Source organism: Pseudomonas serbiensis (assembly GCF_030580745.1).
GTDB lineage: Bacteria > Pseudomonadota > Gammaproteobacteria > Pseudomonadales > Pseudomonadaceae > Aquipseudomonas > Aquipseudomonas serbiensis.
The window spans coordinates 78,115-101,822 of sequence record NZ_JAUQOO010000007.1; the positions used below are offsets into that span (position 1 = coordinate 78,115).

Annotated in this window: 24 protein-coding genes; 13 read left to right on the forward strand and 11 right to left on the reverse strand. The window is 58.4% G+C overall.

What is annotated here, in order from left to right; genetic code table 11:
• Positions 1-55: 55 nt before the first annotated feature.
• From Q6A51_RS11160 to Q6A51_RS11170, 3 genes are all read left to right on the forward strand, one after another.
• Positions 56-1,051 (forward strand): ArsR/SmtB family transcription factor, encoded by a 996-nt coding sequence (locus tag Q6A51_RS11160; protein ID WP_201001673.1) that lies wholly within the window; start codon positions 56-58, stop codon positions 1,049-1,051.
• A 20-nt stretch (positions 1,052-1,071) separates the two neighbouring features.
• On the forward strand, positions 1,072-2,262 hold the full coding sequence (gene metK, locus Q6A51_RS11165) for a methionine adenosyltransferase (protein WP_201001671.1): 1,191 nt from the start codon (positions 1,072-1,074) through the stop codon (positions 2,260-2,262).
• Positions 2,263-2,615: 353 nt separating this feature from the next.
• Positions 2,616-3,035, forward strand: coding sequence for a hypothetical protein (locus Q6A51_RS11170; protein WP_304574814.1), 420 nt, complete (start codon positions 2,616-2,618; stop codon positions 3,033-3,035).
• A gap of 7 nt (positions 3,036-3,042) precedes the next feature.
• On the opposite strand, the gene Q6A51_RS11175 is transcribed toward Q6A51_RS11170, so the two are convergent.
• Positions 3,043-3,663: a LysE family translocator gene (locus tag Q6A51_RS11175; protein ID WP_201018245.1), complete on the reverse strand. Its 621-nt coding sequence runs from the start codon at positions 3,661-3,663 to the stop codon at positions 3,043-3,045.
• A gap of 186 nt (positions 3,664-3,849) precedes the next feature.
• Between Q6A51_RS11175 and ligB the strand changes: the two genes are divergently transcribed.
• Positions 3,850-5,535, forward strand: a complete 1,686-nt coding sequence (ligB, locus tag Q6A51_RS11180; RefSeq protein WP_304574815.1) for an NAD-dependent DNA ligase LigB — start codon at positions 3,850-3,852, stop codon at positions 5,533-5,535.
• Between the two features lie 56 nt (positions 5,536-5,591).
• A complete protein-coding gene (locus Q6A51_RS11185) occupies positions 5,592-5,993 on the forward strand; it encodes a DUF1090 domain-containing protein (protein WP_201018247.1) in 402 nt (133 codons plus the stop codon).
• 135 nt (positions 5,994-6,128) lie between these two features.
• Here Q6A51_RS11185 and Q6A51_RS11190 read toward each other — a convergent pair whose 3' ends face one another.
• Genes Q6A51_RS11190 through Q6A51_RS11200 form a run of 3 tightly spaced genes read right to left on the reverse strand, consistent with a single transcriptional unit; the run spans position 6,129 to position 7,884 of the window.
• Positions 6,129-6,578, reverse strand: coding sequence for a c-type cytochrome (locus Q6A51_RS11190; protein WP_201018369.1), 450 nt, complete (start codon positions 6,576-6,578; stop codon positions 6,129-6,131).
• A gap of 58 nt (positions 6,579-6,636) precedes the next feature.
• Positions 6,637-7,035, reverse strand: coding sequence for an MAPEG family protein (locus Q6A51_RS11195; protein ID WP_304574816.1), 399 nt, complete (start codon positions 7,033-7,035; stop codon positions 6,637-6,639).
• Positions 7,036-7,044: 9 nt separating this feature from the next.
• The gene (locus Q6A51_RS11200; RefSeq protein WP_304574817.1) at positions 7,045-7,884 is read right to left on the reverse strand and encodes a DMT family transporter; all 840 of its coding nucleotides are present in this window, start codon (positions 7,882-7,884) and stop codon (positions 7,045-7,047) included.
• Between the two features lie 175 nt (positions 7,885-8,059).
• Here Q6A51_RS11200 and Q6A51_RS11205 point away from each other — a divergent pair, with 175 nt between their 5' ends.
• From Q6A51_RS11205 to Q6A51_RS11235, 7 genes are all read left to right on the forward strand, one after another.
• The gene (locus Q6A51_RS11205) at positions 8,060-8,881 is read left to right on the forward strand and encodes a DeoR/GlpR family DNA-binding transcription regulator (protein WP_201018250.1); all 822 of its coding nucleotides are present in this window, start codon (positions 8,060-8,062) and stop codon (positions 8,879-8,881) included.
• A 314-nt stretch (positions 8,882-9,195) separates the two neighbouring features.
• Positions 9,196-9,714 (forward strand): RNA polymerase sigma factor, encoded by a 519-nt coding sequence (locus tag Q6A51_RS11210; protein ID WP_201001662.1) that lies wholly within the window; start codon positions 9,196-9,198, stop codon positions 9,712-9,714.
• Positions 9,711-10,709: a FecR domain-containing protein gene (locus Q6A51_RS11215; RefSeq protein ID WP_304574818.1), complete on the forward strand. Its 999-nt coding sequence runs from the start codon at positions 9,711-9,713 to the stop codon at positions 10,707-10,709. Before Q6A51_RS11210 ends, Q6A51_RS11215 begins: the two co-directional genes overlap by 4 nt.
• Positions 10,710-10,796: 87 nt before the next feature.
• Complete coding sequence (locus Q6A51_RS11220; protein ID WP_304574819.1) at positions 10,797-13,214, forward strand: TonB-dependent siderophore receptor; 2,418 nt, start codon at positions 10,797-10,799, stop codon at positions 13,212-13,214.
• A gap of 78 nt (positions 13,215-13,292) precedes the next feature.
• A complete protein-coding gene (locus Q6A51_RS11225) occupies positions 13,293-14,399 on the forward strand; it encodes a PepSY-associated TM helix domain-containing protein (protein WP_201018253.1) in 1,107 nt (368 codons plus the stop codon).
• The gene (locus Q6A51_RS11230; RefSeq protein ID WP_201018254.1) at positions 14,396-14,563 is read left to right on the forward strand and encodes a hypothetical protein; all 168 of its coding nucleotides are present in this window, start codon (positions 14,396-14,398) and stop codon (positions 14,561-14,563) included. Before Q6A51_RS11225 ends, Q6A51_RS11230 begins: the two co-directional genes overlap by 4 nt.
• A 191-nt stretch (positions 14,564-14,754) precedes the next feature.
• Entirely contained in the window at positions 14,755-15,384 is a 630-nt protein-coding gene (locus tag Q6A51_RS11235; RefSeq protein WP_201018255.1) for a glutathione S-transferase family protein, read from the forward strand.
• 121 nt (positions 15,385-15,505) lie between these two features.
• On the opposite strand, the gene creD is transcribed toward Q6A51_RS11235, so the two are convergent.
• From creD to rloA2, 4 genes are all read right to left on the reverse strand, one after another.
• The gene (creD, locus tag Q6A51_RS11240) at positions 15,506-16,882 is read right to left on the reverse strand and encodes a cell envelope integrity protein CreD (RefSeq protein WP_304574820.1); all 1,377 of its coding nucleotides are present in this window, start codon (positions 16,880-16,882) and stop codon (positions 15,506-15,508) included.
• Between the two features lie 100 nt (positions 16,883-16,982).
• Positions 16,983-18,398: a two-component system sensor histidine kinase CreC gene (gene creC / locus Q6A51_RS11245; protein WP_304574821.1), complete on the reverse strand. Its 1,416-nt coding sequence runs from the start codon at positions 18,396-18,398 to the stop codon at positions 16,983-16,985.
• Positions 18,398-19,084: a two-component system response regulator CreB gene (gene creB / locus Q6A51_RS11250; protein WP_304574822.1), complete on the reverse strand. Its 687-nt coding sequence runs from the start codon at positions 19,082-19,084 to the stop codon at positions 18,398-18,400. Before creB ends, creC begins: the two co-directional genes overlap by 1 nt.
• Before the next feature lie 59 nt (positions 19,085-19,143).
• Positions 19,144-19,644, reverse strand: a complete 501-nt coding sequence (gene rloA2 / locus Q6A51_RS11255) for a retropepsin-like aspartic peptidase RloA2 (protein WP_201001647.1) — start codon at positions 19,642-19,644, stop codon at positions 19,144-19,146.
• Between the two features lie 185 nt (positions 19,645-19,829).
• Here rloA2 and Q6A51_RS11260 point away from each other — a divergent pair, with 185 nt between their 5' ends.
• Positions 19,830-20,729: an acyltransferase gene (locus Q6A51_RS11260; protein WP_304574823.1), complete on the forward strand. Its 900-nt coding sequence runs from the start codon at positions 19,830-19,832 to the stop codon at positions 20,727-20,729.
• Here Q6A51_RS11260 and Q6A51_RS11265 read toward each other — a convergent pair.
• From Q6A51_RS11265 to purU, 3 genes are all read right to left on the reverse strand, one after another.
• On the reverse strand, positions 20,709-21,275 hold the full coding sequence (locus Q6A51_RS11265; protein WP_201001645.1) for a DUF2780 domain-containing protein: 567 nt from the start codon (positions 21,273-21,275) through the stop codon (positions 20,709-20,711). The genes Q6A51_RS11260 and Q6A51_RS11265 overlap by 21 nt on opposite strands.
• Positions 21,276-21,460: 185 nt before the next feature.
• On the reverse strand, positions 21,461-22,660 hold the full coding sequence (gene fdhA, locus Q6A51_RS11270; RefSeq protein WP_304574824.1) for a formaldehyde dehydrogenase, glutathione-independent: 1,200 nt from the start codon (positions 22,658-22,660) through the stop codon (positions 21,461-21,463).
• Between the two features lie 163 nt (positions 22,661-22,823).
• A complete protein-coding gene (purU, locus tag Q6A51_RS11275; RefSeq protein ID WP_201001643.1) occupies positions 22,824-23,681 on the reverse strand; it encodes a formyltetrahydrofolate deformylase in 858 nt (285 codons plus the stop codon).
• Between the last annotated feature and the right edge of the window lie 27 nt (positions 23,682-23,708).

Sequence of the window (23,708 nt, forward strand, 5' to 3'; positions counted from 1 at the left end):
AACTTTTTGATATTGCTATTGCAGCCGGACCGGTCGCTAACTAGACTGCGACCTTATGAACCTATGCGTACCTGCAATTAGCCATGACGACTGCGACGACCTCTCTGCCTTGTGCAAGGCCGGCGGCGACCCTCTACGGCTGAATGTATTGCGCGCCCTGGCCAACGATTCGTTCGGCGTACTGGAGCTGGCGCAGATATTTGCCATCGGTCAGTCAGGCATGAGTCACCACTTGAAAGTGCTGGCACAGGCCGCTCTGGTGGCAACGCGCCGGGAAGGCAACGCAATTTTTTACCGCCGCGCCCTGCCCCATACCGAACTGACCGGCGGCAGGCTGCACGCTGCCCTGCTCGACGAGGTGGATGCCCTGACCCTGCCGCAGGAAGTCAGCCTGCGCATCGACCTTGTGCATCGTCAGCGCGCCCAGGCCAGTCAGGATTTCTTTGCCCGTACTGCAGAAAAGTTTCGCGCCCAGCAGGATTTGATCGCCGGCCTTGGCCAATACCGTGACAGCCTGCTGAGCCTGCTGGACAAACTGAGCTTCACCGCCCAGGCAACAGCACTGGAAGTCGGCCCCGGCGACGGCGGCTTTCTACCGGAACTGGCCAGGCGCTTCGCCCATGTCACCGCCATGGACAACAGCCCGGCGATGCTGGAGCTGGCCCGCGATGTCTGCGAGCGCGAGAAGCTGGACAATGTCGAGCTGGTACTAGCCGACGCCCTCACGGGCACTAAAGTGAGCGCCGACTGTGTCGTTCTGAACATGGTGCTTCACCATTTGGCAGCACCGGCCGAAGCCTTGAGGCAACTGGCCGATCGATTGCAACCCGGCGGTAGCCTGCTGGTAACAGAGTTGTGTAGTCATGACCAAAGCTGGGCCAGGGAGGCCTGTGGCGATCTTTGGTTAGGTTTCGAACAGGATGATCTGGCCCGTTGGGCCATCGCTGCGGGGCTAGTTCCCGGGGAAAGCCTGTATGTAGGCTTACGTAATGGTTTCCAGATCCAGGTTCGCCATTTTCAGCGACCGGCTGGCAACACTCACCATCGGTAAAATTCAGGAAACCCGTAGAGATGAGCGAATACTCACTTTTCACCTCCGAGTCCGTGTCCGAAGGACATCCAGACAAGATCGCCGACCAGATTTCCGACGCAGTACTGGACGCTATCATTGCCCAGGACAAACACGCTCGCGTAGCAGTGGAAACACTGGTCAAGACTGGCGTTGCAATCGTGGCCGGCGAAGTTACCACCACTGCCTGGGTTGACCTGGAGCAGATCGTTCGTGACGTGATCAGCGACATTGGCTACACCAGCTCCGACGTCGGTTTCGACGGCGCCACCTGCGGCGTGATGAACATCATCGGCAAGCAGTCTCCTGACATCAACCAGGGTGTGGACCGTGCCAAGCCTGAAGATCAGGGCGCCGGCGACCAGGGCCTGATGTTCGGCTACGCCAGCAACGAAACAACTGAACTGATGCCTGCGCCAATCGCGTTCTCGCACCAGTTGGTGAAGCGTCAGGCTGAAGCCCGCAAATCCGGCCTGCTGCCATGGCTGCGCCCGGATGCCAAGTCCCAGGTGACTTGCAGCTATGAAAACGGCAAGGTCGTGGGCATCGACGCAGTCGTTCTGTCGACCCAGCACAACCCGGAAGTCTCCTACAACGATCTGCGCGAAGGCGTGATGGAACTGATCGTCAAGCACGTGCTGCCAGCCGAGCTGCTGCACAAGGACACTCAGTTCCACATCAACCCGACTGGCCAGTTCATCATTGGCGGCCCGGTGGGTGACTGCGGCCTGACCGGTCGCAAGATCATCGTCGACAGCTACGGCGGCATGGCTCGCCACGGCGGCGGCGCGTTCTCCGGTAAAGATCCATCCAAGGTTGACCGTTCCGCTGCCTACGCTGGCCGCTACGTTGCCAAGAACATCGTTGCTGCCGGCCTGGCCGAGCGCTGCGAGATTCAGGTTTCCTACGCTATCGGCGTCGCTCAACCGACTTCGATCTCGCTGAACACCTTCGGCACCGGCAAGATCAGCGATGACAAGATCATCAAGCTGGTTCGTGACATCTTCGACCTGCGTCCATACGCAATCACCACGATGCTCGACCTGCTGCACCCGATGTACCAGGAAACCGCTGCCTACGGCCACTTCGGTCGCACGCCGCAAACCAAGACCGTGGGTGACGACACCTTCACCACGTTCACCTGGGAAAAAACCGACCGCGCCGACGCCCTGCGCGCTGCTGCCGGTCTATAATACGCTTTAACGCTTCAACACAAAGCCCCGGACGACCTGATCGTTCGGGGCTTTGTTGTTTCTGCCAATTGCGAAAGCCTTGAATCCGCCGGTGACCTCGGTCGAGCCTGCCGGTATTTTTTCTTACAGCCGAAACTTAGTTTGAAATGTCCAGTCTGTATAGATAATAGCGGAATGCCACATTCGCAACAGTTTAAAATCAAAAGTCCGCTTTAATGACCCGGCCTTAACGAGGTGTCCCGCACACTAAGCCATTAATGGTTTCCCCGCCCCCAACAAATCAATCACTCTCGCAGAGTCGAGTGAGGCTGATTACTTTGCCAGTTATTCCTGCACTTATTGTAAGGAACATCATGAAACTCAAGGCTATCCTGCTGGGCTCCATTCTGATTGTTTCACCGTTCTATCAGGCTTTTGCCGATAATTGCAGAGCCAATATCTTTGGTGGTTATGACTGCCGTTATGACAATGGAACAACCTCAACCAGCAGGTCAAATATCTTCGGTGGGCAAGATACACAATACAGCGACGGCAGACGTTCAAATAGCCGTTCAAACATCTTCGGCGGGCAAGACACTCAATACAATGATGGCACCCGTTCAAACAGCCGCGCCAACATCTTTGGCGGACAAGACACACAATACAGCGACGGCAGAAGTTCAAACAGCCGCTCAAACATCTTCGGCGGACAAGACACCCGAAACAGTGATGGCAGCAGCTCAAAAAGCCGTGCAAACATCTTCGGCGGGCAAGATACAACCAATGAGAAATAACCGGGCCTCAAGCCCGCCGCGACACCAATAACACCGAAGCTGCTCCCGCAAGCAACCCGGCGCAAGCGCGATTGAACAAGCGCTTGCCGCTGGGTCGTGCAAACAGACGACGGGCATGCACGCCCATGTAGCCGTAAAGACAGATAGCGACACACTCCAACACAATGAACAGCCCGCCCAGTACCGCGAACTGGCTGGTAACGTGGTTGGTGTCATCGATGAACTGCGGCAGGAAGGCCGTGAACAGGAGAATCGCCTTCGGGTTGCCGATGGCTACCAGAAACTCCTGACGCGCCAGGCTCCACATGCTTGCAGAAGCACCGCTCATATCGCCCTGATCCTGAGGATTGGCTCGCCACAACTGCACTGCCAGGTAAAACAGATAGGCTGCGCCGAAAATCTTGATCACATGAAACAGCCATTCGGACGTATGCAGTACCGCCGCCAGGCCCACTGCGGCCAGCGAGATCATGATCACGAAAGCCAGCAATCGACCCGCGCCACCGACACATGACCTGACAAAGCCATAGCGCGTTGCGTTACTGATCGACAGCAGATTGTTCGGGCCGGGCGCCATGTTGAGAGCAAAACAGGCAGGAATGAAAACGGCGAGAGTTGATATATCCATTGAGCACCCGATCAAGAGCTGGACTGAATGCCTATTCTGCACGCCTGCAATAAAGACTAAAGACACAGCCATCCACGTAAATCACAGACATCTGTACCTGCCGAAAAAACCTGTAACCACCTTGTCCGCCGCAACAACGAACAGTGACTAGCCTCAAGGCCACTCCCTCAAGGCAAGGACGCTTCGATGTTGAACGCTGTACGTTTATTGAGCTGCGCAACCCTGTTTTTCAGTGTGTCGGCAGCCTTTGCCAACCCATGCCCTGACTGGTCACCGGCAAAGGCCAGCAACGAGATTCTGGCCCTGCAACATCAGGTTAGCCAATGGGACGATAGCTATCACCGCCAGGGCGTCTCGCTGATAGAGGACGAACTTTATGACCAGTCACGCCAGCGCCTGAGCTTTCTACAGTCCTGTTTCTCCTCGACCAGACCCTCCACTGACAACCCGCTGAAAACCGCCCGAGGCCCGCTTACTCACCCTATCCCGCATACCGGCGTGAACAAACTGGCAGACGAGCGAGCGGTGCAGGAGTGGTTGAAAGACCGAAAAGGCTTGTGGATACAGCCCAAGGTCGATGGGGTAGCGGTATCGCTGGTGTATGAAAACGGCAGGCTCAGCAAGGCAATCAGTCGCGGTGACGGCCTCAAGGGCCAGGACTGGACACGCCATGCACAAGGGATCTCTGCCATTCCCAAGCAACTTCCCCAGCCGGAAACGCTGGTTCTGCAGGGCGAGCTGTACTGGCGTCTGTCAGGCCATGTTCAGGCCACTTCGGGCAGCATCAATGCTCGCAGCAAGGTCGCGGGGCTGATGGCTCGACAAGACATGAGCGACAAAGAAGCGGCCAGTATCGGGTTATTCGTCTGGGACTGGCCAGCCGGCCCGGCAGACATGAAGGAGCGGATCGCCGGCCTGAAAGCCATGGGCTTCAGCGACAGCGCCATCTATACCCAGCCGCTGGAAAACTTCACCCAGGCCAGTGACTGGCGCAACCACTGGTATCGCACGGCCCTGCCCTTCGCCACTGATGGCGTCATCATGCGTCACGGCGAACGGCCACCTGCGCAGCGCTGGCAAGCCAGGGCACCGTACTGGATCGCTGCCTGGAAATACCCTTACGCTCAGGTGCTGGCCGAAGTGCGCAAGGTCAACTTCAATATTGGACGCAGCGGCAGAATCACGCCCGTGCTGGATCTCAACCCCGTGCGTCTGGATGACCGGACAATCAGCAAGCTCAGCGTCGGTTCCCTGCAACGCTGGCAAGCACTGGATATCCGCCCTGGCGATCAGGTTTCCCTGAGCCTGGCGGGCCTTACCATCCCGCGCCTGGACAAGGTAGTTTCACGAAATATCGAACGAATTGAACTGACGGTTCCGCAACAAAGCGATTTTCATGGTCTGAGTTGCTGGCAGCCAACGCCGGGATGTGAAAGTCAGTTCCGGGCCAGGCTGGGCTGGCTCAGCAGCAAGAAGGGGCTGGCACTGCCTGGAGTGGGCCCGGGAAGCTGGGACAAGCTGATCGAGGCCGGAGAAATCAACGGTTTGCTCGATTGGATGACCCTGAATCGTGGGCAGCTTGCTAAAATTCCGGGTTTTGCAGAACGCAGCGGCACTAAACTGTTCGATAGCTTGCAAATTGCTCGTGAAAGATCGTTCCAGACCTGGCTTGTCGCTATCGGCCTACCCCCGGCAGGCGGGATAAATCCGGGCATGGAATGGCACGAACTGGCTGCACGAAGTATCGAGCAATGGCAAAACGAACCGGGTATAGGCCCAGGAAGGGCAAAAAGACTCTGGGAGTTTTTTCAGGACCCGCAGGTGCAGGCATTGCGCGAGCAGCTACGGGAGCAAGGTATCGCAGGCTTTTAATATCGTTTTTTTCATCGCCCGCGTGCCCGGACGTTATGGTTTTTCAAGGAGTTCACATGAAGTTTCTTTCCACCCTGATTCTGATCGGCAGCTTTACGCTGTCAGCGTCGCCCTTAATGGCTGCCGAACAAGCCCCGCCCGTGTCGGAGTGCCTGGTTAAGAGTCAGGAGATCAATAACAGGATTCAAGAAGCCAAGGCCGAAGGCAACAAACGTGAGCAGGCGGGCCTGGAAAAAGCCCTGAGCGAAGTCAACGCCAACTGCACCGAGACTTCACTGCTCAAGCAACGGGAACAGAAAGTGCTGGATGCCAAGCGCGAAGTGAGCCGCCGCCAGACCGACCTGAACAAGGCCATGGCCAAAGGCGATCCGGAGAAAATCGACAAGCGTAAGGAAAAGCTCGCGGACTCACGCAAGGAATTGCAGGACGCCCAGACCGAGCTTGAAAAAGTCCAGTAAGGCACAAACAAACATTGTGGGAGGCAGCTTGCTGGCGAAAAGGCCTTGAAACCGGCAGATATTCTGCGCCTGTACACTGAAGTCGCCAGCAAGCTGCCTCCCACAAAGTGATTTAATCCTACGGGGTATTTGGCCTCAATGATTCCTGAACTCCCGATGACACGCCTGGCACGCACCCTCGACCTTATCGACCGCCGGTGTCAGGTTACTGGCTGAAAACGGCCTGACGCCGGACACAGCCACCAGTTCGCCTGTCGCCGCTTCGAGCGAGCGGGCCATTTCCTGAAAGCGGGCCTGTTTCTGCCAGACCGCATCCGTCGCACTTGTCTGGTCAGGCTCCTTGATCTGCGGGAAATGTTTCCAGGGCTCATGGGCCAGGCTGTCCAGCCGGATGGCACCCTCGCTGAAACGCTGGCCATCGAAAGCTATGCGTCCGCGCAACATGCCGCCCAGATCCTCGCTGGTCTTGAGCATTTCCTTGAAGATCGCCTTGCGTTGCCCCAAGGGTGAATCGGGGTCGACACCGCCACAGGCGCTCAATAGCAGACAGGACAGCAGGGCAACACACAGTCTTTTCAAATCAATACTCAATACATCAAATGGACAGTGGTGACCAAGGTCCCTGGCCACCACTGGAAAACACTCAGGCAGCCGGGAAAGCGGAAGCGCCAAACAACCCGACCACAAGACCCAACCCGATCAGCCAGACGATGGAACGCATGGTAGCCAGATCGGCAAGGTAGAAGATGATGTAGAGCAAGCGGCTGGTAATGAATAGAACAGCCAGCACGTCGATAGTGACCAACTGCGCATTGCCCGCGATATGGGCAATGATCACGGCCGCCGCGAACGCCGGGGTGATTTCATAGCTGTTCAACTGCGCCGCATGGGCGCGCTTGGGAAAGCCCTCAAGATGATCGAGAAAGTTTCGCGGGTCGTGATTATGTCGAGACGTGAATTTGCCATTCCCGTACTTGGCGATGGCTGAACACACGAGCGGCAGAAAAATCGCGACCAACACACACCAGAATGCAACTGTCATACCTATTTCCTATAGCTGGAACTTCATTAGAAACATGCCGAACAACACCAGCCCGCAAGCCAATAGCCGAGGGCGACCAAAAGGTTCTTTCAGATAACGCATACCAAACAACACCACCAGCACCACGCTGACTTCGCGCAATGCCGCGGCCTCGGCAACCGAGCCCAGTTGCATGGCCCACAGCACCAACGCATAACTGAACAGGACACACAGCCCGACACACAGCCCCAACTGCCATTGCTCACGCCAGAACGACATGAAGGCCGGGCGCTTGTGGCAGACCGCAAGTAACGGAAACGGCCAGGCGCTGATCAACGTCAGCCAGACCAGATAGTCCAGCGGATGCGCACCCAGCCGGATGGCTTGCCCGTCGATCCAGGTGTAGCTACCGATACATACGCCAATCAGGCCCACTACGGGCAACATCGACCAGGGCAGGCGAGCACCGCCACCTCCATGCCAAAGCAGGCAGACCATGCCACAGGGGATCATCACAATCCCGAAGATCTGCTGGGCGTTCAATTGCTCGCCCGCGAACATCAAGGTCAGCCCCAGCACGACCAACGGCGAAAGCCCGCGCATCAGCGGGTAAACCAACCCCAGATCACCTACCCGATAAGCCTTGATCAGCAGATAGCGATAAAGCAGCTCAAGCACTGCCGAAACCACCAGCCATGGCCAGATATGCCGTTCAGGCACCGTGACAAAGCCCAGCGCCAGTACTGCACAAACCAAGGCCACTGCATCCATGCTGGCAATCACAAGCAGTCGTTCGACACTGAACTTGACGAGGGTGTTCCATGTTGCATGCAGTACCGCTGCCATCAACACCAGAGCAGTTGCCAGCACTCTTTCTCTCCTTGAAACAATTCTCCGCAACGGCAGGAATGACCCCGAGCATAGAGGATTCAGCGAGTGCCCACAGCCTTGCCATGGAGAGAGCTGCTGCGATTGTCGGAGCGATTGGCTAAGATGCCACGACCGCCGCTTGCCGCTGGCGGGTCATGGATGCACAGGAGTAACAATGTCCACCGAAGAGGATATCGCCATCGTTGGCGGTACACCGATGATCCCCGATCAGCGCCGCGAACTGATGCTTCGTCAATTGCGCAAGCACCAGGTACTCAGCGTGCATCAGTTGATGGAGATGTTCGATTGCTCGCACATGACCATACGCCGCGATATCGCCGTGCTGGAGCAGGAAGGACGTGCCTATTCGGTGACCGGCGGCGCACGTATCGCCAGCCAGGTTCACAGTGAACCCAGCCATCAATCCAAGGCCGTCGTGGAGTTGCCCCACAAGCAAGGCATGGCCAGGCTCGCGGCCGGGCTGTTGCACCCGGACATGACCATTTATCTGGATGCCGGCACCAGCACTCTGGAGATCGTGCCGCATATCGTGGCGCTGTCCGGCATGACGGTGGTCACCAATGATTTCGGCATCGTCAACGCTCTGGCCGATGCCGCCCATGTGGATGTCATCCATACCGGTGGTCTGCTCGACCATCCCAACCGCTCCAGCGTAGGCGGCCTGGCTGCCGCGACGCTACGCCAACTGGCGACCGATGTTGCGTTCCTGTCCACCAGCTCATGGGACCTGCAACGGGGCACCACCACGCCGTCGGCGCTTAAAGTCGAAGTCAAACAGGCAGCCATGCAGTCGGCATCACAAACCGTGTTGATCGCCACCAGCTCCAAATACGGCACGTTCGGCATGTACAAGGTCTCGGCACTTGAGCAGTTCGACACCATCATCACCGATGCCGCGCTGGCAGAGGCCGCTGCCGATGGCATTCGCAAGCATCGTATCGAGCTGTTGCTGGCACCGGTCGGTAACAAGCGCTGACTGATTTCGCGAATGAATTCGCTACCGGGTAATGCCGATCAGTTAAGGCACAAGCAAAACTTGTGGGAGGCATCTTGCTGGCGAAAAGGCCTTGAAACCGGCAGATATTCTGCGCCTGCACACTGAAGTCGCCAGCAAGCTGCCTTCCACAAAGTTATTTATGACCTTAACTAACCGGCATTACTCCTACCGGGGTGGTGTGAATTCATTCGCGAACCGCTCATTCCGATAAGCGTCAATTGCCAGCATCCACGCGCTCTGACAGAATCGCGAATAGTTCTCGTTATTTAACACATTCCCATTCGAGGCCATTCGTGTCGTCAGCCCCAAGCACTCATAACGAGATCGTTGGCGTGTTGTATCGCGACCATCGCAGCTGGCTGCTGGCCTGGCTTCGACGCAATGTGGCCTGCCCACAGCGGGCTGAAGACCTGAGCCAGGACACTTTCGTTCGCCTGCTCGGGCGTGACGAACTCAAGGCCCCGAATGAACCCCGTGCTTTTCTGGCAGCCGTCGCCAAAGGCCTGCTGTTCGATTATTTCCGTCGCGCAGCACTGGAACAGGCTTATCTCAACGAGCTGATGCTGATCCCGGAAGCGGAGCACCCTTCCCCGCAGGATCAATTACTGATCCTTGAAGACCTCAAGACCATCGACCGCATGCTGGGCAAACTGTCGAGCAAGGCACGGGCGGCGTTTCTGTATAACCGTCTGGACGGCCTGAGCCATGGTGAAATCGCCGAACGGCTGGGCGTTTCGGTTTCACGGGTCCGGCAATATCTGGCCCAGGCCATGCGCCAGTGCTATGTCGCCCTTTACGGCGAGCCGACATGAAACTCGCAGGCTCCAGACCCGTTTCGGCGCAAGTTCTTGATGCCGCCATTGCCTGGCAACTCTGCCTGGACTCCGGCGACGGGATCGAGCAGGACGAATTCAGCAAATGGCTGGCCGCCAACGAAGAACATGCCAGGGCCTGGAGCCAGTTGGGCATGCTTAACCAGCGCTTCGCCATACCCTCAGGCCCGGCACGCAAGGCACTGCAACAAGCGCCCGGCACCCTTCGCCGTCGCGTGCGCAAGCTGGGCGGCGGGCTGGCCGGGTTGATGTTGAGCTGCGGGCTGGCGCTGTTCATGAGCGAGCGCTATCTGCCGCTGGATTACTGGCTCGCTGATCAGCGCACCGCTACCGGCGAACAACGTGACATTCGTCTGGCAGACAACACGCTGATCCGCCTCAACACCCACAGCGCAATCGATGTGCGTTTCGACGCGAAACAGCGCCGGGTCGTGCTCCAGGACGGCGAAATACTGGTCGAGACCGGCAGCCATGACGACCCGCGCCCCTTTATCGTCGAAACCAGCGACGGCAGGATGCGCGCTCTGGGCACGCGCTTTCTGGTCAGGCGCGAAGCCGATGGCACGCGCCTGAGCGTGCTGCAATCGGCAGTCGCGGCCAATCCGCGTGACAACGGGAACGAACAGGTCTTGCGCGAGGGTCAACAGATCCTGCTGACCCCAGACGGGCTCGGCCCGCTGCTGAGCCTGCCTTCAGGCGCTGATGCCTGGACCCGCGGCATGCTGGTGATGGACAACGCACGCCTGGGCGACATGCTCGACGAACTGAGCCGCTACCGGGTCGGCTACCTGGGAGTATCGCCTCAGGTGGCGGACTTGCGGATTACCGGGAGCTTCCCGTTGGGCAATACCGACTTGGCCCTCAAGGCCTTGTTGCCGACCTTGCCGGTGCAGATCGAACAGCACACGCCATGGTGGGTGAAAGTCCAGGCACGGAGCGAGAAAAACGACAGCGTTGCGCCCGAAAAACCCTGAGTCCGAATTTATTTTCAAACAGCCCTGTCACTTTCTCAGACTCATGCGGCAGAGAGGCAATAGATACCGTTTGCCCTGGAGCCTTGTATGTCTCGCCCGCTTGAAACCCTGATGCGTCCCAGCCTGTTGGCATTGGCAATCGCCCTTGGCGTACCGCTGGTGAGCACTTCACCCATTGCCGCCGAACAGGCTTCAAACGTTCGCGCCTACAACTTGCCGGCCGCTGCTCTGTCCACCACGTTGAATCAGATTGCCAGTCAGGCTGGATTGGCTCTGGCGATAGACCCTTCACTGGTCAGCGGCCGCACATCGGCACCGGTGCAAGGCCAGTTCGAGGCCACCGCAGCCATGCGTCAGGCATTGCGCGGAACGGGCCTGCAATTGGTACGGAGCACGTCGGGCACTTACAGCCTGGAAGCCGCACCGGAAGGAACCATGGCCTTGCCGGAAACCAACATTCAGGGGTTTCAGGGCGAAACTGAAACGGCATGGGGCCCGGTCGAAGGTTATACAGCGACCCGCACGGCGGCGGGCAGCAAGACGGATACGCCTATCGTGGAAGCGCCGCGTTCGATCTCGGTCGTGACCCGCCAGCAGATGGATGACCGCTCGGTGCTCAACCTCAACGACGCCCTGCGCTATACCGCTGGCGTCGTCAGCAGCGGTTATGGCTCCGACTCGCGCAACGACTGGCTGCGCATTCGCGGCTTCGTCCCGACCCAGTTCCTCGATGGCCTGCCGATGCCGGTCGGTTCCTATGCCAACCCCAAACCCGAGCCCTGGAACCTTGAGCGCATCGCAGTCCTGCGCGGCCCATCGTCTTCGGTCTACGGCCAGACACCGCCAGGCGGCATGCTCGACATGGTCAGCCGCCGCCCGCAAGCCGAAAGCAGCAACGAAGTCGGCCTGCAGGTCGGCAACAACGAACACAAGCAGATCAATTTCGACAGCACCGGCAAGATCGACGATGAAGGCCAGTTCCTGTATCGCGTCAGCGGTGTCGTGCGTGACAGCGGCTCGGCCATCGACCACATCCCGGACAAGCGCTACAACATTGCGCCCAGCGTGACCTGGAATATCGATGACGACACGCACCTGACGTTCATCTCGCAGTACACCCGCGACGATACCGGGATCACCGGCCAGTTCCTGCCCTTGCAGGGCACCAAACTGGATTCGGCTGCTGGCAGGATTTCCCATCACAAGAACCTGGGTGATCCGGACTGGGAATTCTATGACCGCACCTATTACGCACTGGGCTATGCCTTCGACCATCGCCTGAACGATGTCTGGCAGTTCCGCCAGAACCTGCGCTATACCAAGAGCGATCTGTCGTTCCAGGCCCTGAGCGTCGCCAATGGCGCGACTGCGGTCGACGCAGACGGCAATATTGGTCGCAGCACCGGTATCGTCAACGAAGACATCAGCCAGTTTGCCGTGGACAACAACTTCCAGGCCGACTTCCAGACCGGTGCGCTGAGCCACACCGTATTGCTGGGCCTGGACCATCAGCGCTCCAATACCAATTACCAGTGGAAGTATGGCTGGGGTAACGTGCCGGGCACCAACGTCAACCGCCCGGTGTACGGCGCGGATTTCTCCAACGTGCTCTACTCGACGCTGTACGACTACAACCAGAAAACCCAGCAGACCGGCCTCTATGCACAGGACCAGATCTCTCTGGACAAGTGGCGCCTGACCCTGGGTGGACGTGAAGACTGGATTCACACCGGCACGAAGTTCTATAACAACAACGACGTGACCAGCACCCAGCGCGACAGCAATTTCAGCACCAACGCTGGCTTGAGCTATGTGTTCGATAACGGCTTCACGCCTTACATTTCCTATACCGAGTCATTCCAGCCAGCCTCCGGCGCAGGCGTCAGTGCGACCGAATCGTTCAAGCCGACCGAGGGCCGTCAGTACGAAGCCGGCCTGAAGTACCAGCCGGTCGGCTCCAAAACCCTGCTGACTGCGGCAGTGTTCGATCTGCGCCAGAAGAACGTGTCGATCACCGAAAACAGCATCACCAGCCAGATTGGCGAGATCAAGGTCCGTGGCCTGGAACTTGAAGCCACTTCGGACGTGACTGATAACCTGAAACTGATCAGTTCCTACACCTACACCGACAGCGAAATCCTCAAGGGCGACGACAAGGGCAGCCGCGTCCCGCAAGTACCGCGTAATCAGGCCACCGCCTGGGCTGACTACACCTGGCACAACGGCACACTCGACGGCTTTGGCGTCGGTGCAGGCGTACGTTATGTCGGTGACACTTACGGCAACCAGAGCAATACCGACCTTGGGCATGTGGGTTCCTACACCGTATATGACGCCTCGGTGCATTACGATCTGGGCCGCCTGGCCAGCAGCCTTAAAGGTGCTTCGATAGCCGTGGATGCCAAGAACATCTTCAACAAGGATTACCTGGCTACCTGCGATGGTTTCTGGTGTTACTACGGCGATCAACGCAACGTCGTCGCCAGCGTCAATTACAAGTGGTGATTCAGCCACGGCATCTCTATTAAAGTGAGAACCAAAGGCCCCTGATTGTCAGCGGGCCTTTTGCTTTTGGAACATGCAATGAAAAGTCAAACCGTGCGCCGCTGGTCCATCGTTCATACCTGGAGCAGCCTGATCTGTACGCTGTTCCTGCTGATGCTGGCGATCACCGGCCTGCCGCTGATCTTTCATCACGAGATCGACCACCTGCTGGGCGACGCGCCGCACTATCGGGAAATGCCCGCCGACACGCCACGCCTGAACCTTGAACAACTGGTCCAGGCCGCAGAAACCCATCGCTCCGGTGAAGTACTGCAATACTTCGGCTGGGACGAAGACGATCCCGACGGGGTCATGGCGATTACGGCGGCGACGGCTGGCACCGAGCCCAATTCGTCCCACACCTTCGCCCTGGATGCACGCACCGGCGAAGCCCAGGAAATGCCTTCGGCCAACGGCGGCTTCATGATGGTCATGCTGCGCCTGCATGTGGATATGTATGCCGAACTGCCGGGCAAACTGTTGCTGGCGTTCATGGGCCTGCTGTTTGTAGTTGCGATTGTTTCCGGGACCGTGTTGTATGCGCCCTTCATGCGCAAGCTTGAATTCGGCACCGTGCGCGCAGGTAAATCCACCCGCACCCGCTGGCTGGACCTGCATAACCTGATTGGCGTCGTGACCCTGACCTGGGCACTGGTGGTCGGCGTAACCGGGGTTATCAGTGCCTGTGCCGACCTGTTGATTGCCTCATGGCGCAACGACGCGCTGGCCACGATGATCGAGCCATATCGCGATGCGCCGCCGCTGCTCCAGCGAGCGCCTGCCACAAACCTGCTGGAAATCGCCGAAGCCGCCGCGCCGGGAATGAAACCGGACTTCATCGCCTTCCCCGGCACACGCTTTTCCAGCGAGCACCATTACGCCGTGTTTCTCAAGGGCAATACGCACCTGACGGCTCACTTGGCGACACCGGTCTTGATCGATGCGCAAACCCTGAAAGTCACGGCCATCGTCGAACGACCCTGGTACATGGATGCCCTGGGCATGTCCCAGCCCCTGCATTTCGGGGATTACGGCGGCATGCCGATGAAAATCCTGTGGGCGGTGCTGGATGTGCTGACCATCATCGTGCTGGGCAGCGGTCTTTACCTGTGGTGGGTACGCCGTCGAACGCAGGTGAAAGCATGAAAAAGGGTTCGACCTTTGCCGTGCCCGGTCTGGTTGGCGTACTGACAGGCGCGGGCTTGTTCATGGCTCTGCTGGGAGATGGCTGGTGGGATACCCTGGCCTGGCTCGGGATGGGGATTGCTGCGGGGCTGAGTATTCGGGGGTTGATGAAACGTCGGGGATGACTCTGTGGGAGGGGCCTTGGCCGCGACTTCATTCACAGGCGCTGAAAACTGGAAGCTGATAAAAGAGCATTGGCCTCACCGGCCCCGTCGCGGGCAAGTCCCCTCCAACAAGGAATTCATTCGCGAAAACCGGATTGCAGACCCACAGCCCGCTGACTAGTCTATGAATCTGTACCCGCCGAGGAACATTCATGTCAGCACCTACCATGACGTTGTATTCCAACCCAGCCTCTCCCTTCGCCCGCAAGGTGATTGTCCTGCTGCATGAAACCGGACAGTTCGACAGAGTGAAGTTGCAGACGATATTGCTCACCCCCGTCACGCCCTCTGCCGAACTCAATGATGACAACCCTGCCGGCAAGATCCCGGCATTGCGCCTGGCTGACGGCAATATCATTCATGACAGCCGAGTGATCTTCGACTATCTGGATCACCAGCATGTCGGCAACCCGCTCATTCCCCGCGAAGGCTCGGCGCGCTGGAGGCGCCTGACCCTGGCTTCACTGGCCGATGCGCTCATGGACGCCGCCCTGTTGATTCGCTATGAAACCGCGCTGCGACCCGAGGAAAAGCATTGGGACCAGTGGCTCGATAACCAGCAGGAAAAGATCGAGCGCGCCCTGAGTTATTTCGAGCAGGATGCAATCACCGAACTCAGTTCAGCCTTCGATGTAGCCTCCATCAGCGTGGCCGCCGCCCTGGGTTATCTGGACTTCCGTCAACCGGACCTGCGCTGGCGCAGCAGCTATCCGCGACTGGCTACCTGGTACGCCGATGTCAGCCAGCGGCCATCGATGCTGGCGACCCGACCGTTCGTTTGAGTGATCGACAGCCTGTTCGCCTGACGCACAGCGTCGGGACGAACCGGCGTTGGCGAACAGGCTCCTGATCCCTTCGATCAAATACCTTGCCTGCACCTGCTCTTCGCGCAGCCCGAGCCAGTTACTCATGGCCGGCCTCCAGAACGGGCTCAGTGGTTTTTACCGACTTGCCCGGCGTGATGCTGTACCAGTCGAGCCTGCGGGTCAGGACCATGAACACACCCAGCAGGCCGAACAAGAGCAGCGCGCCCATCAGCAAGGCGTAGTCTTCAGCACTGAGCAGCCCGTAGAGCAAGCCATACAACGCCGTCAGACCAGCGGCGAACCCCAGGCCATGCAGCACGCCACCCAGCACGTAACAGACATAGAAGCCGATCAACAACACGCAGGCCACAGCCGACACCAGATAGGCACTGGCAAACCCGATGTGCTCGGACAGTGACAGCAACAGCAGGAAGAACAACGCCAGCGCCGCGCCCACCAGAGCATACTGAACAGGGTGTACTGCCATGCTCTTGAGGACTTCGAAGAGGAAGAAACCGGCGAAGGTCAACGCGATAAACAACAGCGCATATTTGATCGCCCGGTCGCTCTTCAGGTATTGATCGACCGGCTCGATGAAGCTGACACCGAAACTACGGTTCTTGAACTCCTGGCACTTGTTTGCCTGCTGGCAGCGGTTCAGCGCGTCTTCCAGATTGGTGGAGAAGAACGACGTCTGCCAGTTGGCACTGAAGCCTTCGGCGGAAATATCCCGGCGTGCAGGCAGATAGTTGCCGATAAAGCTTGGATGCGGCCAGTCGGCAGCCAGTTTCACCGTGCTGGATTTGCCCACGGGGATGACCTTGAATTGCCCGGTGCCTTGCAGACGCAGATCGAAAGCGAACTCCAGACTGGTCTGCTGTTTGCCATCCTGCATCGGCAGATTGACGCTCACGCCCTCGCCCAGCCAGCCCAACCGTGTACCGGGGACGAAATCCAGAGCCTGGCCTTCCAGTTGCAGTTTCATGGCACTTTCTATGCCACGCACATCGCTGATACCCACTGCCAGAAAAGGACGATCGAACTCGTAATCGGCAAGGTTCTCGGTGATCCCGAAATTCTCCGGCAACACGAAATGGCCGCTGACGCGATTGTCTGCATGGTAGAGACGAGCTTCGTAGATGCCCCGCGAACGCAACTCTGTCTGGACCTTGCCATCGAGCTCGAAGCGCTCCGGCAAAAAATACAGGTAACCCTTTTCCTGCGCAGGCTCCAGATAAGACTCGTTGGTCTGCACATTGGTCTTCCAGACCCGCACCGCCTTGCGATAAGGCACCGCCATGACCGGCCCGCTCAGCTGTTGGCTGAGGCTTGAGCTGCTGGCGATATTTTCCAGAACCGCATCGCGTTGCTTCTGCCGCTCCGCGATCAGGTTCCCGATCATCATCAACGGAATCAACAGCAGGATGACCAGCGCCGCGATCATTCCCAGTTTTACAGCCAGACTTCGGTTCATGGGGCTCTCCCTGTTTTCGATAGGGAAAGTCTGGAAGCGCTATGTGGAGAGATGATGGGGAGCGTGTGGAGATTGTGTGTTTGTATCGCGAACGAACCGGCTACAGCGACAAGGTCACCAGAACCCCGCCTTCAACATTTCCGACATGCAGTTCGCCGCCATGCAATTGCACGACCTCTTCGACGAAATTGAGCCCCAGCCCGGTGCTCTTGCGGCCGCTGTGCGGTCGGGGCAGTGAATAGAAGCGCTCGCAGAGACGCGGCAAGGCGTAATCGGGAATCGGTGCTGCGGTATTGAAGAGAGTGACGCGAATACGCTCATCGATTCGCTCGGCCGCCAGACGCAAGGTCCCGCCCGACGGAGTGAAATCCAGGGCGTTGTCCAACAGGTTGGCCATCGCCTGACGCAACAGGAACCGCTCGCCCAGCAGATACAGGTCGGTGCCGATCAGTTGCTCGATCTGTAAACCCTGGCGTTCGGTGCGAACACCGCGCTCGCCCAACAGTTCATCGACCAGCTCTGCCAGCGGCACGGCCACTTTCTCTTCCAGGCCCTGACGCTGCTCGACCATGGCCAGGTTGAGCAAGCGTTCGATCAATTGCTGCATGCGCTCGCTTTCACCATCGATATTGCTGACGAAGCGCTGACGCTGCTCGGCGGGCATTTCATCCTGCAATAACTCGGCAGCACCGCGAATCGCTGCCAGAGGGCTTTTCAGCTCGTGGGTCAGCGTATGCACATAGCGCTCGACATAGGCCTTGCCTTCCAGTTGGGTACGCATGTGTTCGACCGCTGTGGATAACTGCTCCAGCTCGCCACCGCGATAATGCGGCAGCTCGGCACGACGCCCTTTACTGACCGCCTGAGCATAGTCGGTCAGGCGGCGTAATGCCGAGCTGAGCCACCAGGAAAAAAGCGCGCCCAATAACAGGCCCAGAATGATCAGGCCGATGCCGTACCACAGCAGACGACGCTCGGCCCGGTCCACATAGGGCTGTAGCGAACTGTTGGGCTTGGAAACGGTAACCACCCCGATGATCTTGTCGTTGTCGCGAATCGGCGCTCCGACATACATCACCGACGAGTTGGTATCTTCGGGATCGCTGCGGGTCGAGCGGGCACCGTATTCGCCACGCAAGGTCAGGTAGACATCGTTCCAGCGCGAGTAATCCTGGCCCGTCGCTTCGCCGCTGGAATCGAACAGCACAATGCCTCTGGCGTCGGTGACGTAGATGCGGTTGTTGACCTGAGTCTTGGGCAACCCCCAGATTTTCGCGGCCGGCTGGCGCAGGCCGTAAGCCTTGAGCGCATCGGGAAAACGGCTCTGGTTCAGGGTGCCTTGACTGACATCGCTCTGGAGGATTTCAGCCAGCAGGTTGGCAGTGTCCACCAGCGTTTCTTCGGTGGACTGACGCACGCCGGGGCGCACTTCTTTCATGACAGTGCTGAGCACGAAATAGCCGGTCAAGGCGATGAACACCGCATAGACCAGGAAAATCCGGATACTCAGGGACATCAGCTGTGGCCTGGGCTGTAGCTGTAACCGAGGCCGCGATGGGTCTGGATCGGCTCTGCATCGGCGGCAACAAGACGCAGCTTTGCACGCAGGCTTTTGATATGGCTGTCGATGCTGCGCTCATAACCGGCATCGCACGCCACGCCCAGCGCGTCGAGCAATTGCTCGCGGCTGAATACCCGTTCGGGTTGCTCCAGCAGGCACTGCAACAAGCGGAACTCATGTCGGGTCAGGCTCAAGGCCTGGCCACGATAAGTGATCTGTACGCGCTCGCGGTCGACCTGAAACACTTCGTTGTCGCTGCCTGCCGCCGTGGCCGAGCGAGGCAGCATGCGCTTGAGGATAGCCCTGACCCGCGCCGCCACTTCACGAGGGCTGAACGGCTTGACCACATAATCGTCAGCACCGATTTCCAGGCCTACGACCCGATCGATTTCGCCATCCCGGGCACTGAGGAACATGACCGGGACGTTGCTGAAACGGCGCAATTGCTTGCAGGCCTCAAAGCCGGTGATATCCGGCAAGCCAATGTCGAGAATGATCAGGTCGGCCGGTGTGCCGCGTTGATGCTCGACCGCCGCCTGACCGAGGCCCAGCCAGGTCGTGGTAAAACCCTCGCCTTGCAGCGCATAGACCAGCGTGTCGGCTATCGCGGCCTCGTCTTCGACAATCAAAATATGCGGCATGGCATCCGGGCGCTTGAGATAAGGCCGCAAGGATTCGCGATTTCAGCCCTCGACGTCAATCAGCAATCGGGTTTGTCAGCGGTATAGCGACGCGCCGGGTTTACCGCTGCATCGAACTCGCGCAAGGCCTTGGCGCCGATCAGCAAGGGGTAGTTGAAGTGGCTGCGATCCACCAGATTCACTTCGACAGTGCGCTTCTTGTTGCCCAGGCACAGTTCAAGGTCAACAACAGGACGTTTGGTGGGGTCGATGACTTCATCGTCGTCATCGCCTTCCGAGCGGCCCTTGATCTTGCTGATACGCGAAACCTTGTGCTCATGGACCTTATTGTCCGCGTCCTTGGTGGCCAGACGGAAACGTACCCAGTCCTCGCCATCACGCTGGAACAACTCGATGTCCTTGGCCGACAACGACGCAGTCAGCGCACCGGTGTCCATCTTGGCCTTGAAGGTCTCGCCGATCTCGGGAACCTTGATGTTTTCATAGCGACCATACAGCGTCGGTTCGGCGGCCATGACAGGCAACGCCAGCAGGGACAATAGCGCCAGAATCGGTTTCACGTGGCAGGCTCCTCGCAATGTGCAGCGTCTGATTGACGCCCGGTTTTAGACAGCGAACTTGAAGTTTGTTCGGAGATGATCAGCATAATCGTCAGCGCGTGAAACATTTGTAAGCACCTGTGTAATTGGCGTCACAGATCAGTGTCTCTATCATTGCCAACCTTGAAGAGACTCAAGAGATCCTTATGCGTCGTGTGCTTGCTGGCTGTTTCGTCACACTGCTTCTGCTGATCAATACCCTCGTACTGATTGGCCCGCTACTGGTTTTCGCGCTGCTCAAACTGTTGTTTCAGGGCCACATGCGTGATCACTGCTCAGCGGCAGTGATGTGGATTGCCGAAACCTGGGCCGAGATCAACAAGCTCATCTTTGGCGCATTCACTCCGACCCGGTGGGAAATTCGTGGCCATGAAGGCCTGCGCAGCGATACGTCTTATCTGCTGATCTGCAACCATCAGTCATGGGTCGATATTCCGGCCTTGATCCAGGCGCTCAACCGCCGCACGCCGTTCTTCAAGTTCTTCCTGAAAAAGGAACTGATCTGGGTGCCGTTCCTGGGGCTGGCCTGGTGGGCACTGGATTATCCGTTCATGAAGCGCTACAGCAAGGCGTTCCTGGCAAAGCACCCGGAACTCAAGGGCAAGGATCTGGAAATCACCAAATCCGCCTGCGAGCTGTTCAAGCGCCAGCCGGTGACCATCGTCAATTATCTGGAAGGCACACGTTTCACCAAAGCCAAGCATGCGGCCCAGGCATCGCCCTACCGCAACCTGCTCAAACCCAAGGCCGGAGGTGTGGCGTTCGTGCTGGCTGCCATGGGTGAACAACTGGATGCGATTCTGGATGTGACGGTGGTGTATCCGGGTTCACGGATTCCGGGGTTCTGGGACATGCTGTGCGGGCGAGTGCCCAAGGTGATCGTCGACATCAAGACCCGCGAACTGGACCCGGCCCTGTGGCAGGGCGACTACGAGAGCGATCCGGTGTTTCGCGAGAAGATCCAGAACTGGGTCAACCAGCTCTGGATCGAAAAGGATGCGCACATCAGCGCATTGCGTACCGAATCAGCTACCGGCGCCCCATAGGCCGCTCAGGCTCTGCAATGCGGAGCCGCTGGCACCTTGCTGACCGAGGTATTGAAGGATCACCGGCACAAACTGGCTGACCATGCTGCTGTCCATACCCAGCGCCTTGAAGGCATTGTTCACGTCGCCCATGCTTTGCACGTTGCCGAGTGCGCTGTTGAGCACCGAATTGCTCCCGGATTTATCGCCACCACCCAGCAGGCTGCCAAGCCCGCTGCCACCCAGACTGTCCAGGGCCGAAACGCCCGATAGTTGATTCAAACCCGGAACGGATTGGGTCAGTTGCGAGTAATCGGCACCGGTCAGTTTGTTCTTCGCCAGCCCAAGCAAGGCGCCCGTGCCGCCAACGGCCTGTTCCGGGGTAACGTTCAGTTGTGTGCCAAGGGCATTGAGCAGGCCTGCGGCTTCAGGTGCCGCAGTGGCTTTCTGATTACCGCCTGTGGCGTTGGAAACCGCATTCGCTGCGTCATTCAGATTGAACGCAAAAGCCGGGCTTGCCGCCAGGGCCATCAATGTAGCAAGTGCCATACCGCGAGCAGTATTCATTACAGTCAACCTCTAACCGAAACCATCCAGTGGTGGATGATAAAACAGACGGTTTGACTGGAGGATGGAGGGCTTGTTCCCGGATGTAACGGCTGAAGGGTGGTTCTTTCCCATGAAGACGTGCCGTCTGTGATGATGCCGTCGCGGCCAAGCCCCTCCCTCGGGGGCATTGGCCGCGACAGGGCTCAGGCGGCGCTGAACAGTTTGTGCGGATCGATCACGAATTTCTTCGGCACGCCCGCATCGAACTCGCCGTAGCCACGTGGCGCGTCATCCAGGCTGATGACTTCGACACCCACCACATCGGCGATCTTGATGCGATCCCACATGATGGCCTGCATCAATTGACGGTTGTACTTCATGACCGGCGTCTGGCCGGTATGGAAGCTGTGGGACTTGGCCCAGCCCAGACCGAAGCGGATGCTCAGGCTGCCCATTTTCGCGGCAGCATCCACAGCGCCCGGATCCTCGGTAACGTACAGGCCGGGAATACCGATCTTGCCGGCAACCCGCACCACGCCCATCAACGAGTTGAGAACCGTGGCCGGTGCTTCGGACTGCGCACCTGCATGACCATGGCCACGCGCTTCAAAGCCCACGGCATCGATGGCGCAATCCACTTCAGGCTCGCCCAGCAGCGCGGCGATCTGCTCATGGAGCGGCGTATCCAGCGACAGGTCGGCAATCTCGAAACCCTGAGCCTTGGCATGAACCAGTCGCGTCGGATTCACATCCCCCACAATCACCACCGCAGCGCCCAGCAAGCGTGCCGAAGCGGCAGCCGCCAGACCAACAGGCCCGGCACCGGCGACATATACGGTGCTGCCAGGGCCGACACCGGCCGTGACGGCGCCGTGATAACCGGTTGGCAAAATGTCGGAGAGGCATGTCAGGTCGCGAATCTTTTCCATGGCCGCATCGCGGTCAGGCAGCTTCAGCAGGTTGAAATCGGCATAAGGCACCAGTACGTATTCAGCCTGGCCACCGACCCAGTCTCCCATATCGACATAACCATACGCCCCACCAGCACGCGCCGGGTTGACGGTCAGGCAGACGCCGGTGTGCTGCTCCTTGCAACTGCGGCAACGACCGCACGCCACGTTGAACGGCACGGATACCAGATCGCCGACCTTTAGATTTTCGACATCGCGCCCGGCTTCGAGCACTTCGCCAGTGATTTCATGACCGAGCACCAGCCCGGTCTGGGCAGTGGTACGACCGCGAACCATATGCTGGTCCGAGCCGCAGATGTTGGTGGAAACAACGCGCAGAATGACTCCGTGTTCGATGCGCTTGCCTCTTGGATCCTGCATTTTCGGGAAAGGAATTGTTTGCACCTCGACCTTGCCAGCGCCGAGATACACCACACCGCGATTACCAGACATGCTTTCACCTCTGTATTTTGTTGTTGGAAAAAAGAGGGGTTAGCTGCAAGTGGCAAGCTTCAAGCGGCAAGAGGATCTCGCCAGCCTTCAGCTTGCTGCTTGTAGCTTTTCGCTTTTCACTTGCAGCTTAAAACTTGCAGCTTGCAGCTTGCAGCTTGCAGCTTCAGAGCACTACCGTCCTGTTCGCATTCAAGAACACCCGCCGCTCAATGTGATACCCGACGGCGCGTGCCAGTGTCAGTCCTTCGATATCCCGGCCTTTGGCAATCAGGTCCTCGGGATAATGGCTGTGGTCTACCACTTCGACTCCCTGGGCAATGATCGGACCTTCGTCCAGGTCGTTGTTGATGTAATGCGCCGTGGCGCCAACCAGTTTCACGCCCTTGTTGTAGGCCTGATGGTAAGGCTTGGCCCCCTTGAAGCCCGGCAGCAGCGAGTGATGAATGTTGATCGCCTTGCCGTCGAGCTTGCGGCACAGGTCCGGTGACAGCACCTGCATGTAACGGGCAAGGATCACCAGTTCCGCGCCGGACTCTTCAATGACCTGCCAGACCCTGGCCTCTTGAGAAGGCTTATCGTTCGGGTCGAGTGGGAAATGGTAGTACGGAATTCCGTGCCAGCCAGCCAAAGGCTCAAGATCGGGGTGATTGGAGACCACCGCGACCACATCCATGGACAGTTGATTGATGCGCTGGCGGTAGAGAAGATCGTTCAGGCAGTGATCGGCCTTGGAGACCATGATGACGACTTTTGGCCGGTAGTTCGGGGCAGTCAGCTCGAAGATCATGCCAAACGCTTCGCCGCGCTCGGTCAGGCCCGAGCGAAATGCAGCTTCGTCGAAACCGTCAGGCTGGCGGAACTCGACGCGAATGAAAAAACGTCCCGACAACCGATCATCGAACGAATGGTGCTCGGTGACATAGCAGCCCTGCTCGAACAGATAGCGGGTCACCGCATCCACCGTCCCCAGCACGCTGGGGCAATCGGCAGTCAGAATCCATGTATCGGGGGCGCGACTCATATAAAAGAGACTCCTGCCTCATCAATT